The sequence below is a fragment of the Methylobacterium sp. Leaf89 genome (assembly GCF_001422215.1).
Classification (GTDB): domain Bacteria; phylum Pseudomonadota; class Alphaproteobacteria; order Rhizobiales; family Beijerinckiaceae; genus Methylobacterium.
The window spans coordinates 59201-73701 of sequence record NZ_LMML01000023.1; the positions used below are offsets into that span (position 1 = coordinate 59201).

Here is a 14501-nt window from a genome sequence, read left to right on the forward strand (position 1 = left end):
GGCCCGGATTTCAGAGGATCGCGAGGGCGACGGCTCTGTGCCGGACTTTCCCGCAAATCGCCAAAGCCCCGCGAAGAACGCGGTTCGCCGCATCACCCTTGTGGTCGTAGCGGTGGGCGCAATCCTCTTCGCCTACGGCATCGCTGGTGACCGCGAGACGCCCTACTCCGCGCAGGGCCTGGTCCAAGCCTACCTCGTGCGGATCGCCCCGGAAGTCGCCGGCAAGGTCACCGAGGTCGGCGTCCGCACCGACCAGCGCGTGAATGCCGGCACCGTCCTGTTCCGCATTGATCCAGACGCCTACGCACTTGCCGTCCGCCGCGCCGAAGCGAAGCTCGAAGCGGCCGGGCAGTCCATCGGTGCCTCGACGGCCGCCGTGGCCTCTGCCCAGGCCAAGCTCGCCGACGCGGTCTCGAAGCGGGAGAATGCGCGCGAGCAGACGGGGCGCATCTTCGAGTTGGTCAAGAAGGGCGTCTACGCCCAAGCCCGCCAGCAGCAGGCGCAGACAACGCTCGACTCCGCCGAGGCAGTCGTGTCTCAGGCGCAAGCCGAGGTCGAGAAGGCCCAGCAGACCCTTGGGCCTCAGGGCAAGGACAATCCCCAGATCAGAGAGGCCATGGGCGCGCTGGAGCAAGCGAACTTCGACCTGACACGTACTACGATCGTTGCTCCGTCTGACGGCGGCGTCACCAACCTCTCACTGGCGGTCGGGCAGGTGCTCGGCAAGGGTGAGGCCGCCATGACCTACATCGACCTGCGTGAGGTCTGGATCGAGGCGGCGTTCCGGGAGAACAGCCTTGAGAGCATCAAGGTCGGCGATCCCGTCGAGATTGTGCTCGACATTCTCCCAGGGCGGGTGCTGGCGGGAAAGGTCGGGGCCCTCGGCTACGGCGTCGGAAACCGCAGCGTCGATGTGCGCACCGGCTTGCCAAGCCCGCGCAGCCAGAGCGGCTGGATCAGAACGCCCCAGCCCATGCCAGTGCGCATCGAGTTCGACCGGGAAACACGTCCCCTGCGGGTCGGCTCGCAGGCGAGCGTCATGGTCTATCCCAGCGACAATGCCATCATGAATGCCATCGGCCGCTTTCGGATGCGGCTCGTGGCGCTCCTGACCTATGTCCACTGACCTGACGAGCGACCCCGAGCCTGTCGGAGTACGCCGCGCCGCGCTCCGTCTCGCCTTCGGTGTGACCGCTTGCTTCGCGCTCGTCGAGGCGCTCGGGTGGGACGCCACGTTCCTGGCACCTCTGCTGACGGCGCAGATGCTCACGAAGCTGCAGCAGCCCCCGAGCCTGACCCAGGGCTTCGCCCTCGTTGTCATGATCGGGGTGTCGACGGGAGTAGTCCTTGCGGTCACGGCTTCGTTCCTCGGCCATCCCGCCGTCTTGATCCTCGCGCTGGCGCTCCTGCTCTACCTGTCGTTCTACGCCCACTTGAGGGGTGCACCGAACCTCGCGACGCTCCTCGTCCAGACCTCGGTGGTCTCCCTGCCGGTCCTTGCCGTCGCCTCGCCCGACGCTGCCGTAGGATTTGCTGGGGCGCTCGTCTCTGCAGGCTTCGTGGCGGTGCTGACGGCCTGGGTCGCGTTCGCGGCATTCCCCGGAGACGCGACCGATACCGCACCTCAGGTGCCAGCCGGCGCCGCGAATGCTCCCGGCCCGCGTGAGGCGGCACGGGACGCGCTTCTGAACACGCTCGTCCTGCTGCCGGTCCTGACAAGGTTCGTTCTCGTGGCGTCGGAACTCGCTGTCGTCGTGCTGATCGTGATCGTGAACCTGCTCCGTCAGCATGAGCCCCAACAGGGGCAGCGCGCGGCGTTGGGGCTGATCCTCGGCAACCTCATCGGCGGTTTGGCGGCGGCTGTCGTCTACAACTTGGTCCTGCTGAACGAGACCTTCCCGTTCTTCGTGGTGATGTGCCTCGCAGCAACCCTCGCCTTCGCAGGCCGCATCGCGACCGCCGGCCAGCGTGCGCCGGTCTACGTCATCGCTCTCGCAACCTTCATCCTCCTGCTGGGCCTCGGGATGACACCGTTGCCGGGCGGAAGCAGCGAAGCCTTCGTCACGCGGCTTGCCAACGTTCTATGGGCCTCCGCCTATGCGGTCGGGGCAGTCTCGGTCCTAGAACTCTGGCGCATCCGACCAATCCACAACGCACCCATCAAGACTCGCGCGCGATGAAGCCCTTCCTCAAGATCGCAGCGGTCGTGGGCATTCTCTTCGCGGGAATCTCGGTTGGTGCCTATACCCTGACGCGCTACCCGGCGCTGATCTCCGCCCGATACACATTGACCTTGGCGACCGGCCCCGTCGGAAGCGACGGGCAGAAGATGCTCGCCGCCTTCATCCGCGATCTATCCGTCGAGCATCCCCTCATCCGCTTGGTCCCCGTCCCGGCGTACAATTTGTCCGAGAGCGGCAAGGCTCTCACGGAAGGCCACGTCGATCTCGCTGTCGTGAGGAGCGACGACGAGGCGGCTGCGAACGGAAGAACGATCTTCGTGCTTCGGCAGGACGGGGTTGCGGTTCTTCTGCCACCGGAAACAAAGATTGAGAACGTGAGCGAGCTTGCGGGCAAGAAGGTCGCCGTGGCGAAGGGGTTCGACGCCGGCCTGCTTAGGACCTTCAGCGAGTTCTACGGCCTGCGCGGGGCCGATCTCATCGAGATGCCGGCGGCGGAATTCGGACCCGCGCTGAAGGCGAAGCGGGTCGTCGCCGCGCTCGCCTCCGGCCCGGTCGGACCGGGGCCGATCCCGGACGCCTTCGCCGGCATACGGAAGAGCTTCAAAGCGAAGCCGTCTTACCTCGACATCGTGGAAGCGGATGCCATCGTCGCCCGGGTGCCTGTCTACAAGTCAGTCGAGATCAAACAGGGGATCTACGGGGGAACCCCGAGCGAACCGGATGAGGCGATCCACACCTTCGCCGTCCGCACCCTGCTCGTTTCTCGCGCCTCGCTACCGGACCGCGTGGCTGGTGAGATCACGCGGCTTATGCTGACGACGAAGGCGAAGCTCGTCGCCGCTCTGCCAGCGGCGGGACAGATGGAGGCGCCCGAGACCGAGCGGTCCGCACTGCTCCCCGTGCATCCGGGAACGCTGGCCTACCTGAACGGCGAGCAGGAAAGCCTCCTGGACCAGACGGTCAACGTCTACTGGCTCGCGGTCATGGTCTTTGCGATCCTCGCGCCCCTCGGGGGCTGGATCGCGTCGCGGCGCCGGCTGCGCCGCAGCCACGAGGAAGGCGCCAAACTGCGCCGGGTTATCGAACTGGTTCGGCTGGCCAAGATCGGCAGCACCATGCAACTCGCCGCCGCTGACGCGGAGTTCGAAGACATCACGGAGTGGCTGTTCGAGAAGCTCGTAAAGGGCGAGATTGAGCGCGACCACTTTCAGTTCCTGGAGCGGATTATCGCGCAGGCGCGTGCCATCATCGCCCGGCGCCTCGGCGATCTGGCCGTGACCGAGGCGCCGTTGAAGGCCAATTCCAAGCCACGCCTCGTGTCGTCCACACAGACCGACCAACCCGACCCCGCATCCTAGCGACGTTCGGTCGACGGCTCCTCAATGGCCTTGCCCAGCCGCTCAAGTTCCAGCGAGTAACAGAACAGCGCGAAAAGGACCGCGATGATCGTGATCCCCTTGGTCACAGCCTGACCGAACGGCGGGAGCACCCCGAGTTCAGGCAGGTGCCTGAAGAAGACCACCGAGAAAAAGGCACCGCCGAAGAAGAAGCTCGCACGGCTGGAGAATAGGAGCAGGTGTCCGACCAAAACGTTCCGGAACGGCACGGAGAGCGGCACGTAACGAAGCCTCACCCAATAGCAGGATTGTAGGACGACAACCCCGCCGATGATGATCGCGTGACGCCAAGGTTCAAGATCCTGCGGCTCTCCGAGGCGCGAGACCATCCGCCGGAAGACCGGCAGGATCATCCAAAGCAGGCTAGAGCTGTCCGACGTCAGCACCTGTGGGACAGATTGAGGGTCTTCACGAACGGAGGATGGCTGGTTCATCGTAGCCCCTGAGGAGCGAAGATGAAGCAGACATCTGGGCCGGCCAAGAAACCGGCAGAGGCGGTGATCAAGGACATCCGTCGGGCCACACGTCGGCAGTTCTCCTCCGAGGAGAAGATCCGCGTGGTGCTGGAAGGCTTGCGTGGCGAGGACAGCATCGCCGAGTTGTGCCGACGCGAGGGGATCGCCGCCTCAATGTACTACGGCTGGTCCAAGGAGTTCCTGGAGGCGGGCAAGAAGCGCCTGTCGGGGGACACGGCTCGTGCGGCCACCACGGACGAGGTGCGGGATCTGCGGCGCGAGGCGGGGGCGCTGAAGGAGGTCGTAGCTGATCTCGTCCTAGAGAACCGTCTGCTCAAAAAAAGCATGACCGGGGCTGGGGGCGACGAGGCATGAGGTACCCGGCCTCTGAGAAGCTGGAGATCATCCGGCTCGTTGAGCAATCCCACCTGCCGGTGCGTGCCACCCTGGACAAGCTCGGCATCACGCGCTCGACGTTTTACCGCTGGTACGACGCCTACCAGCGCGGCGGCCCCGAGGCGCTGAAGGACCATCCCTCGCAGCCGAGCCGGGTCTGGAACCGTCTACCTGCGGAGATCCGCGAGCAGATCGTAGCCCTGGCTCTGGAGCAGCCTGAACTCAGTCCGCGTGAGCTGGCGGTGCGCTTCACCGACGAGCGCCGCTACTTCGTCTCGGAAGCCACTGTCTACCGGCTCCTCAAGGCTCAGGACCTGATCACCAGCCCGGCCTATATCGTCATCAAGGCTGCCGCCGAGTTCCGCGATAAGACCACCGCGCCCAACCAGCTTTGGCAGACGGACTTCACCTACCTGAAGGTCGTTGGCTGGGGTTGGTACTACCTGTCGACCGTATTGGACGACTTCTCACGCTACATCGTGGCGTGGAAGCTGTGCACGACGATGCAGGCCAGCGACGTCACCGCCACACTCGACCTGGCGCTGGGTGCAGCTGGGCTCGATCAGGCGCGGGTGATGCAGCGGCCACGCCTGCTCTCCGACAACGGGCCGAGCTACGTCGCCAGCGACCTGGCCGACTGGCTCGCCAGCCGAGGCATGACCCACATCCGCGGCGCGCCATGCCATCCTCAAACGCAGGGCAAGATCGAGCGTTGGCATCAGACGCTCAAGAACCGCATCCTGCTGGAACACGCCTACTTGCCCGGTGAGCTGGAGACGCAGATTGCCGACTTCGTCGAACACTACAACCATGCCCGAGCTCATGAGAGCCTGAGCAACCTCACACCCGCCGACGTCTACTTCGGACGCGGCGAAGGGATCCTGGCCGAGCGGGAACGCATCAAGCGTCAGACCCTGATGGATCGCCGCTTGCGCCATCACGCGCAGGCTGCCTAACCTCTTACCCCAGATGGACCAGAGCCTCCGCTCCTGAACACCGCTGAATGTCCCAAATCATCTGACGACAGACACATCCATCTACTGGGAAGACGCTGTGGTGCTTGGAAGCATCGCGGGCTTGGAGAGGGGGCCCCCGAACGGCCCGCAAGTGCTTCTGCTGGCAGGTGCCTACGAGGAAGCACTAGCCCCGTTCCAACAGGACGCTCCAGACCGTGAGGCGCGCCGTGCCCGCCTCGCCTCGACCCGCACCGTTGAACTGACCCGTGAAATGACGGAGCGGTTGAGCCGGATCTCGGGCGTAACAAGCACCTTCAGCCTCATTCCAGGTCGAACCCACATGACCGTCCTGCCCGAAGCACTCAACGCGGCGGTCGCCTTCTTCATGCAAAGATCGGGATAGCCTCACGGAGAAGGTCGAAGGCTTCAGCACGGCCCGGATCATTCATTGAGGTACACAACAGAGTTGCTGATAGTCGCTGCTCCTCGCGAACGTCCGACGTCACGAATTTACGTCCTGTGCGCAGGCCATCACCAACCCAGTCGTAGAGCTCTGCCTCATCCAATGCCTGGAAACGGACTCTCCCAGGGTCCGCAAAGGGTCGTGAGCGGGCGCAAGGGCAACGTCCGCTTTGATGCATTGCAGTCCAGAAGCGGACCTTTGCACCCCACCCAACCCAGCCGTGAATTCGCATCGGTCGGTGTCCATTAACGGGACCCATTGCGAGGCTTCTATCGAGCCTCTGGAAGAGGGCATCTCCTGGCGGGCCTACAAGTAGATCAAGCCCGGCAACGCCGCCCGACGTTTCAGGCCGACCATCCAACGGCAGGCGAGCCAGAGCGGGGGGGCAAGGGCCGCCGCGACCAGCCAGATCTGCACCGGTGCTCCCGCCTCAATCCGGCCGGTGGGGTCGCCGAGGCCGAGCGCCTGAGCGCCGTCATGGAGAAGCCGCAACAGCCAGAGATGCGCAAGGTAGAAGAACAGCGGCGCGCCGCCGAAGGTGCGCAGCCAGCCGAGGCTTCGCGCCGGCACCGCCTCGAACAAGGCGAGGAGCCCGAGCCCGAGGCCCAGGGTCAGCAGCAGGAAGTCGGCCGAGGGCGGGTACTTGGTCAGGTTCACGAAGGAGAGCGCAGTCATTAGGGTCGTCGCTCCCGTCTGCCACGGCACCGGCTCGCCGTAGCCGTTGAGGCCCCGGAGGATCAGGAAGGCGATGAGCGCCGCGCCGCTCATCGCCAGGAGCTCTTTGCGACGAGGGGCCGGCGCGACCGCTCCGGCGAAGAGCGGCCCTAGGGCGTAGCCTGCCGCGATCACGCCGAACCAGGGCAGCACGGGATAGGAGGTCCGCGCCACGCCCCAGGGCAGTTCGATGAAGTCGCGCTGGTGCAGGATCGACCAGAGGACGTAGCCGGTGTCGCCGGGCTGGAGCACGAATCCGTCGAGCAGGTTGTGGCCGAGCATCACCGCAGCGGCGAAGACGATGAGGGCAGCGCGCGGTATCCAGAGCAGGGCGGCCAGCGCCACCATGCTGAGGCCGATGGCCCAGATCACCTGCAGGTAGAGGATCGGTGGAGCGAGACTGCGGGTCCAGGCGAGGCTGACCAGCGTCACCTCCATGAGGATCAGCAGGAGGCCGCGCTTTGCCAGGAACACGCTGGTCGCCCGCCGGTCGCCGTGCTTCTGCGCGTGGAGGCTGGCGGAGAGGCCGGTGAGCAGGATGAAGACCGGCGCGCAGAGATGCGAGGTCAGCCGGGTCATGACGAGGTCGGGCGGCGTGAGGCTGAGGTCCATCGGGTCGCGAACCTGGGCGTGCAGGTAGACGAACTCGCGCACGTGGTCGACGAGCATGAGTAGCATGACGAGGCCGCGTAGGGCGTCGATGGAGACGATGCGGGATCGCGGACTGTGCGCTCCTTCGAAAGTTGCAGGTCTCATCTCGCGCGCTCCGTTCCGATCCGATGCAGGAGCCGGCCGACATCGACTGGTGTCCAGACTGCGCCGCCGCGCGGCTTGCAGATCCCTCGCCGCGTGAGCTCCAGGGCGAGGCACTGGGGCGTCCGCCCGACTTCCCCACGCATCGCGTCGATAATCGGCATGAGATCGAGAGCGTAGCGGCGGGCGCGCGCGGACGAGGCCCCGCGTCCGGCATCCCCGCGCCGGACGCAGGCGGCGGAAACGTCACGGGGCTGGGTCGCCACCGGGCTGGCATCCTCGGAGGCTTCGTTCCGGTTCGGGCGCATCATGCAGGCCATCTGCAAAGACGACGGTAGGCCAGCGCGGTTATGAACAAGGCACCCGCCATGAGACAGCCGAGAGCGACCATCGCCTGATGTTCGGCCGCTACGCGCGGGATGGAGGGCTCGAAAGCCGGCACGGTGTCGTAGGCGGTGAAGTCGAGACGCGCGGGGCAGCCCTGACACACCGGGACTGGATCGAGGGCCTGGGCGAGAATGCGAGGCTCGAAGAACGCACGCAGGTCCCGGCGATAAGCGGCGCCCGACGCCAGGAAGGCGGAATGGCGCTCCGCGTCGGTTCCCGCCGCCATCTCCAGTGCGCGTGCGAGGACCGTGGCGGGTGACAGGATCGCCAGGCGCCGGCTCCAGGCCGCCACCGCCCGGGCATGGTCCCGTGCGGCATCACGGTAGCCCGCCAGCGCTTCGTCGTAGAACGCATCGCGGGCGAGGCGCTTGATCTCGGGCGCCTCTGCCAGCCCCGGCCGGCTTACGGCCTTCGGAGCCTTGCCGGTCAGCCAGGCCGCGGTGATCCGTGCGCCTTCCTCACCGGCGTAGAAGCGGACCTGAGCCTGCCGGCTCGCATCGATGGCCGCGATCCGAGAAGGCGTCGGTGCGAGGACCTCGACCACGAGGCCGAGCGTACTTGGCAGGGCCACTGTGACGCAGGACCAAGCCAGTACGAGGATCGCGAGGGCGACGACGCCCCCGCGCCACAGGCTGGCCACCAGGGCGCAAGCCGACACCCACAGAACGACGTAGGCGGCCAAGGCCGTCGCGAGGAGGGCCAGCGTGACCGTCCATCCGTCGAGCGCTCCGAGGCCGCCCGAGACGATGAGCGCCAGCGCCGTTCCGCCGAGCACAGCCGTGATGGCGACCAGCGCCACGGCCCCGAACTTCGCACTCGCCACGCGACGCGGTTCGACGGGCTGCGACGCGATCATGCGCAAGATGCCGCTGTCGAACTCGGAGGAAAGCCGCGTGCCGGCGAGCGCGATGACCGCGAGCGGCACAAGGTAGACCAGCACGAAGGCAAGATCGAACGGGCCGAGCCTGAGCCGGGCCGTCGAGCCGAGCTCGTAGGCGGTGTCGTCGAAGACCGTGCTGAAGCCGAAGCTGGCCCGCATGATCGCGGGCTGCACGTCGGACTGACCGGCCGCGAATGCAGCGAGCGGCGTCGGCGGCTTCACCGCGTAGGCGGCCATGAAGTAGGTCATGTAGCCGAAGGCGTCGGTGGGGTCCTGCCAGTAGTTCACCTTGATCGGCGAGGGCTTGGCGTAGCGCTTATGGGCGGCCCTGGCGTCCCGCACGACTCGGTCGGTGTCGGCGGCGGCCTGCGCGAGGGCGGCCCGCTCCGAGGCGACGCGCCCGGCGCCCGTCCACGCCGCCAGGCAGAGCGCCACGAGGAGGGCGGCGAGGATCGCCCAGGTCAGGCGCTCGCGCAGGATCAGGCGCAACTCAGCCTGGACCAGGACAAAGAACCGTACGGTTGTCACGGCTTCAACCTCCGGACCAGGGGAAGGCACAGGGCCACCATCAGACTGAGCCAGAGAGCGAGGACGAGGGCCGGAACGCGTGCGTTGGCTAGCGTGCTCGCGAACGGCAGTGGCCGGGGGACGAAGGGCGGGATCTCGCCCCATAGGTCCGGTCCGGCGACGAGGGTGGTTCCGCCGCGCTGGGGATGGTCGCGGATCTCGGCGTTCATGCGTTCGGAGATTCGGCGCCGATAGGCCTCCGCCGCCCAGACGAAGTTGGCGTGCTGAGCGAAATCGGTGCCCGCCAGCGTCTGCGAAAGGGCCTGCAGGGCAACCCGCGGCGACAGGAGACCGGCCCAGGCCAAGGCCCTGTCCTGAGCCGCGAGGCTATCGAAGAAGGCACCGAGCTCGCGGTCGTAGACCGCGAAGTTGTGTCCCTCATTCTCGGACATCATCAGGCCGCGAAGGTCCACGGGCAGTTCGTCGGGGTCGCCGACGCCATAGCGGGCCAGCACCTCGCGAGTACGGGCATCGTTCGCCTCGGCGGTGCGATGGCTGCGAAAACCAGCCTCGATCCGGGCTCGGACCTCCCGGTAGGACAGGGCGGGCACGGCGGCGTCGACGCCGACGACCGCGAGGCGGGGGGCCGCGACGCAGAGGAGGGCCCAGACCGCGAGCGCGGCCGCGAGCGCGCCGCGTGCCGTGCGGGCGACCAGCGAGACGAGCATCGCGAGCAGCAGGAACACGGCGGTGTAGGCGAGTTGCGCAGCGACCCAGATCAGCAGGCGCGGAACGACCTGCCAGACCGCACCATCCTGACTCGTCACCGCGAGCGCACCGATCCCGAGAAGGGGGAGGCCCACCACGAGGGCGAGGGCGGCAAAAAGGGCCGCGAACCGCGTCGCGAAGAGACGTCCCGGCGGAACGCCGTTGCCGAGCGCGAGACGCAGCGTGCCTCGCTCGCGCTCGGCCGCGAAGGCGGAGAAGCCCAGCAGGATGGCGGCGAGCGGCACAACGAGCTGGACGATTTCGGCGACGCTGCCGAGGCCGGACCTCGCGAGCGGTCCAGCATCCTGGATGGCGCGGTAGACTGCGTCGTTGAAGACGTGGGCCTCGACTCGTACCATCCGGCCCGCATAGGGCTCGGTACCGGGATCGAGCACGGCAAGCGGTGCGGAGGGACGGAACACCCACAGCCCGAAATGGTCGGCCGAATGCGGGTTCTTGGTATCCTGGCCGAGCCAGCGCGCGCGCTCGGCCGCCGCGACCTGAGCGACCTCGCCGGCGTAGCGCGTGGAGTCCCGCCAAGCCCCGAGGCCTGCGACCGTGAGGAGCAGGACGAGGACGGCACCGATCCAACGGAGGCGCGCATCGTGGGCGGTGCGCGCGAGTTCGGCCGCCAGTCGTCTCACGCCGCGCTCCCCGCCAGCCGCTCGATGTAGAGCCGCTCCAGGCCGACATGGTCGAGGGTCCTGGGGTCGATCTCCTCGACGATCCGGCCACGGCTCAGCACGCCGACGCGCCCGGCCATCTCGCGCACCCGGTAGAGGTCGTGGGTCGCCATCAGGATGGCGGTGCCGCGCTCAGCGGCCGCCCGGACCGTGGTGGAGAAGTCCGCGGCCGCGCTCGGATCGAGGCCTGAGGTTGGTTCGTCAAGGAGGAGAAGCCGTGCACGGCGCGCGAGTGCCACCGCGATGCCGACCTTCTGGCGCATGCCCTTGGAATAGGAGCCGGCGGGACGCTCGTGGGCAGGCTTGGCAAGGCCGGCCTCGGCGAGGAGCGTACGGGCGCTCGCCTTCGTCAGGTCGAGGCCCGCAAGCGTCGTGAAGTAGCGCAGGTTCTCCACGCCGGAGAGGCCGGGATAAAGCGCCACCTGCTCGGGGATGTAGGCCACGTGTCGGCGGGCACCGACCGGGTCGGCGCCGGCATCGACACCGCAGACCCGGACCGTGCCGGCATCCGCCTTCAGGAAGCCGAGGATCAGGTTGACCGTGGTGGTCTTGCCGGCACCGTTCGGCCCGAGCAGGGCGAAGACCTCGCCGGGGCGGAGCGACAGGTCGAGGCCATCGAGGGCTCGGCGTTCGCCGAAGCGCTTGCCCGCCCCCTGGATCTCCAGGACGAAGTCACCCGCATGGGTGGTGACGTCAGCCATCAGAACCGCACCGAGATCGTGCCGGTGAAGCGTCGGGGGGCGCCGGGATAGACCCGGAAGGCGTTGTTCGAGCTCTCGTAGTAGGTCGCGTCGAAGATGTTCTCGACGTTGAGGCCGAAGCGCATGTTCTCGTAGCGGTAATAGGCCAGGGCATCGACCGCGATGTAGGCCGGGAGCACGAAGCCGGAGCCTGCCGCGTCCCCGGCGCGTTCGCCGACGCCGCGCACGCCGCCGCCGAGGCCAAGGCCCTTCCAGGGGCCCGCCTGCACCTCGTGCACGGCGAGCAGGCTGCCTGAGTGGCGCGGGATGTTGATGAGCGGTGCGCCCACGGGAAGCACGTTGTCCTTGGTCACCACCGCGTCGGCATAGACGTAACCCGCCAGGACCTTGATCTCGGGGGTGATCTGGCCGGCGGCGGTCAGTTCTAAGCCCTGGCTGCGCACGCGGCCCGCTGCCAACGAGAAGCCGCTGTTGTTGGGGTCGGCCGTGAGCACGTTCTGCCGCTCGATGCGGAAGGCCGCTGCCGTCAGGCCGAGCGCGCCGCCGAACACATCGAGCTTGGCACCGACTTCGTAGCCGATGCCGGTCTCGGGCTCGAACGGCACGGAGCGAGCTACCGCGAAGGCGTCGGGGCCGATATTGGGCCGGAAGCTGGTGCCGACATTGGTGTAGAGCGAGAGCTCCGGCAGGGGCTGGTAGACGAGGCCGGCGCGCGGTGTCGTCGCCACCCGGGATTGTTCCGTCTGCGTCGCCGTTGTGCGCTCGCGGAAGGATTGCTCGAAGAAGTCGAACCGGACCCCGAGCAGGGCTTTCCACTCCGGACTGAGCGCGATCTGGTCCTGGGCGTAGAGGGCGGTATTGGTGACCCGCTCCAGGTTGTTGCGCCGGATGGTCAGCGGCGGCAGGGCCTGGCCGTAGCGCGGATCGTAGATGTCGAGGCTGTAGGGGCTCTGGCGGAAGTTCGAGCGGTCGTAGACCACGCGGCTGTCGGTGCTCTCCCGCTCGAAGCCGAGAAGCACGGTATGGCCCAGATCACCGGTGGTGAAGCGCCCCACCACCTCGGCCTGGCCGATGGCGGTATCCCAGCGGTAATCGCGAAAGTTCCGGTCGCGCAGAACCGTGCGGTTGTCGGCGGCGAGGCCACGGACCTCCGCCGATTCCCCGACCAGCGAGCCGGTGTTGAAGTGGGTGGCCAGCCGCATCTGCCAGTCGGCGTTGAAGCGATGCTCGACGCGCACCTGCATCGTGTCCGAACTCTGATCGGTGCTCTGCCCCGGCTCACCGAGGAAGCGGGAGATTGGCAGGAATCCCAGTTGCTTGTTGATCGCGATCACGCCCCGGTCGACCACGACGCGGTTGCGCAGGAACTCGGTTTCGACGGTGATTTTCGTGTCCGGCGTGATCTGCCAACTTACGACGGGAGCTACGAGGAGCCGGTCGCCATCGACGAAATCGCGGAAGCTGTTCTGGCGTCCGCCCGCGAAGTTGAAGCGGTAGAGGAGCGTGCCGTCCTCGTTGAGTGCGCCGCCGGCATCCACCGTGCCGCGGAACTGCTCGAACGAGCCCCACAGGCCGCCCATCTCGACGAAGCGCTCGGCGGTCGGCTGCTTGGTGACGAAGTTGACGAGGCCGCCCGGGTCGCTGCGCCCGAACAGGCCGCCGCCGGGACCCTTCAGGACCTCAATCCGCTCGACGTTCTGGGTGTCGGGCGGCGGCGGCGAGCCCCGGTTGATCGGGAAGCCGTTGCGGTAGAGTTCCGAGGTCGTCGTGCCGCGGATGGCGTAGCTGAACACCGTCAGGCCGCCGAAATTGTTCTGCTGGGCGACGCCGGGCGTGTAGTTGAAGACGCGGTCGACGCGGGTGGCAGCGAGATCCGTGATGACCTCGCGCGGCGCGACAGTGACGACCTGGGGCACGTCGCGCTGAGGCGTGTCGGTCTTCGTGCTGCTCACCGCCCGGTCGGCCCGGTAGCCCGGGGTCGGACCGACCAGGCCGATACCTGGGTTGGGACCAGCACCAGCGACGGCCGGGGCACCTCCGCCAGCCCCTTCCACGGAGAGCTCCTCCAGCGTGACGGCCTCCTGCGCCCGGGCCTCCAAGGAAGGCGCAGCTGCCGAGAGGATTGCGGCGAACGCGTAGTGCGATCCTCGATGCCCCGACGTCCGACGACGCTTCGCCGGAACGGGCAGGTTCAGGATCGGGGCCTTCGAGGTCGGCAGGTTGGGACAAAAAGGCACCAGTGCGCTCAAGGTTGTCGAGCGACGGCCGAGCGGGTGCCCTCACGGGATCGGCCGCGTCAGCAGCCGAGTCCGCTCATGCGCTCCGCCGGGACACCCCGCCCGAGAGACGTATCGTGGTGCAAGGCAGGTCTCCTGGCTCGCGGGTCATTGCCCTCGCCTCGGCCTTCCCGGTGCGACGCACCAGTGACCATGGACGGAAAGGGCTCACCGCTGACAGTTGCGGGGGCAGCTTCGGAAGCACTCCTGCGAGCACCCCGAATTCCCTCTTAGCCCGCGAGCCGACGACCCGCAGGAACCTTGACGGTCAGACATTCGCCGGGCGCCGCCGCATAGTCAATCGAGGGAACGCCATTTTCCGCAACATTGTAACATTGCGTCGGTATGGTTCCGGATGGTTGTTCGTCGTCAGATGATTTGGGACTGTCTGCGGTGTTCAGGAGCGGAGGCTCTGGTCCATCTGGGGTGAAGGGTTAGGCAGCCTGTGCCTGGTGGTGCAACTGGCCGATGCCCGATGGCCTCCACGATAGGCCGCTTAAGGACGTCTTCCGATCGAAAGCAGCCGGACCGCATTCCACCCACCTCGGACATTCGTCCTAACTACCTGACTGTCGGGTATCCGATCGTTTTGCCGGCATATATGACCGTGCCTAGCAAGTCCGAGAAGAGTGGATATCTGCCAGTCCGCTTTTGAGCGATGATGCGAAAGAAGCCGACGCCGCCGTGTGCCGAGGACATGCGGTCATGAGCCATTGTTTGTTACCCTCTGAACACACACGGCCAAAAAGCCCTGAAGTAGTATTGACGGCGTGCCGTTTAGTCGGCCTCCTTGTGCCCGACGGTTCCTCTCCGGAGGATCAAAAGGGAACGCGGTGAGGGGCTCAGGCTCCAACGCCGCGGCTGCCCCCGCAACTGTAAGCGGCGAGCCCATCATCAACACGTCACTGGGTCTTCGGGCCTGGGAAGACGATGAGAGGGCGGTGACCCGCGAGCCAGGAGACCTGCCGTCAGTCGTGGTCAC

10 protein-coding genes and 2 riboswitches are annotated in these 14501 nt (G+C 67.0%); of the genes, 4 read left to right on the forward strand and 6 right to left on the reverse strand.

The window, feature by feature from the left end; translation table 11 throughout:
* The first annotated feature begins 37 nt into the window (after positions 1–37).
* Genes ASF18_RS08385 through ASF18_RS08395 form a run of 3 tightly spaced genes read left to right on the forward strand, consistent with a single transcriptional unit; the run spans position 38 to position 3541 of the window.
* Positions 38–1126: an HlyD family secretion protein gene (locus ASF18_RS08385; protein WP_244472630.1), complete on the forward strand. Its 1089-nt coding sequence runs from the start codon at positions 38–40 to the stop codon at positions 1124–1126.
* Positions 1116–2180, forward strand: coding sequence for a DUF2955 domain-containing protein (locus ASF18_RS08390; protein WP_056350792.1), 1065 nt, complete (start codon positions 1116–1118; stop codon positions 2178–2180). Before ASF18_RS08385 ends, ASF18_RS08390 begins: the two co-directional genes overlap by 11 nt.
* Positions 2177–3541 (forward strand): TAXI family TRAP transporter solute-binding subunit, encoded by a 1365-nt coding sequence (locus tag ASF18_RS08395; protein WP_056350795.1) that lies wholly within the window; start codon positions 2177–2179, stop codon positions 3539–3541. Before ASF18_RS08390 ends, ASF18_RS08395 begins: the two co-directional genes overlap by 4 nt.
* On the opposite strand, the gene ASF18_RS08400 is transcribed toward ASF18_RS08395, so the two are convergent.
* The gene (locus tag ASF18_RS08400) at positions 3538–4014 is read right to left on the reverse strand and encodes a hypothetical protein (protein ID WP_056350796.1); all 477 of its coding nucleotides are present in this window, start codon (positions 4012–4014) and stop codon (positions 3538–3540) included. The two genes, ASF18_RS08395 and ASF18_RS08400, sit on opposite strands and share 4 nt — an antisense overlap.
* A 21-nt stretch (positions 4015–4035) precedes the next feature.
* On the opposite strand from ASF18_RS08400, the gene ASF18_RS08410 reads away from it, so the two are divergent.
* Positions 4036–5387, forward strand: a protein-coding gene (locus tag ASF18_RS08410) for an IS3 family transposase (RefSeq protein ID WP_156649735.1) whose coding sequence is annotated in 2 segments (ribosomal slippage) — positions 4036–4372 and positions 4372–5387 — 1353 coding nt in all. Because the reading frame shifts where the segments join, the coding sequence is not laid out codon by codon here.
* 769 nt (positions 5388–6156) lie between these two features.
* Here ASF18_RS08410 and ASF18_RS08415 read toward each other — a convergent pair.
* The 5 genes from ASF18_RS08415 to ASF18_RS08440 form a co-directional block, all read right to left on the reverse strand.
* Positions 6157–7320 (reverse strand): heparan-alpha-glucosaminide N-acetyltransferase domain-containing protein, encoded by a 1164-nt coding sequence (locus tag ASF18_RS08415; RefSeq protein WP_056350802.1) that lies wholly within the window; start codon positions 7318–7320, stop codon positions 6157–6159.
* A gap of 304 nt (positions 7321–7624) precedes the next feature.
* A complete protein-coding gene (locus ASF18_RS08425; RefSeq protein ID WP_056350804.1) occupies positions 7625–9112 on the reverse strand; it encodes a DUF3526 domain-containing protein in 1488 nt (495 codons plus the stop codon).
* Entirely contained in the window at positions 9109–10503 is a 1395-nt protein-coding gene (locus tag ASF18_RS08430; RefSeq protein ID WP_056350805.1) for a DUF3526 domain-containing protein, read from the reverse strand. Before ASF18_RS08430 ends, ASF18_RS08425 begins: the two co-directional genes overlap by 4 nt.
* A complete protein-coding gene (locus tag ASF18_RS08435; RefSeq protein ID WP_056350808.1) occupies positions 10500–11243 on the reverse strand; it encodes an ABC transporter ATP-binding protein in 744 nt (247 codons plus the stop codon). The genes ASF18_RS08430 and ASF18_RS08435 overlap by 4 nt, the downstream gene beginning before the upstream one ends.
* The gene (locus tag ASF18_RS08440; RefSeq protein ID WP_200917547.1) at positions 11243–13366 is read right to left on the reverse strand and encodes a TonB-dependent siderophore receptor; all 2124 of its coding nucleotides are present in this window, start codon (positions 13364–13366) and stop codon (positions 11243–11245) included. Before ASF18_RS08440 ends, ASF18_RS08435 begins: the two co-directional genes overlap by 1 nt.
* A gap of 221 nt (positions 13367–13587) precedes the next feature.
* A riboswitch (cobalamin riboswitch) is annotated at positions 13588–13798 on the reverse strand.
* Positions 13799–14302: 504 nt separating this feature from the next.
* Positions 14303–14501, forward strand: a riboswitch (cobalamin riboswitch).

What these genes read in the sequence shown, in the direction of transcription:
- ASF18_RS08390 (WP_056350792.1), top strand. Translation starts at nt 1,116, where the DNA reads ATGTCCACTGACCTGACGAGCGACCCCGAGCCTGTCGGAGTACGCCGC.
- ASF18_RS08395 (WP_056350795.1), top strand. Translation starts at nt 2,177, where the DNA reads ATGAAGCCCTTCCTCAAGATCGCAGCGGTCGTGGGCATTCTCTTCGCG.
- ASF18_RS08400 (WP_056350796.1), bottom strand. Translation starts at nt 4,014, where the DNA reads ATGAACCAGCCATCCTCCGTTCGTGAAGACCCTCAATCTGTCCCACAG.
- ASF18_RS08415 (WP_056350802.1), bottom strand. Translation starts at nt 7,320, where the DNA reads ATGAGACCTGCAACTTTCGAAGGAGCGCACAGTCCGCGATCCCGCATC.
- ASF18_RS08435 (WP_056350808.1), bottom strand. Translation starts at nt 11,243, where the DNA reads ATGGCTGACGTCACCACCCATGCGGGTGACTTCGTCCTGGAGATCCAG.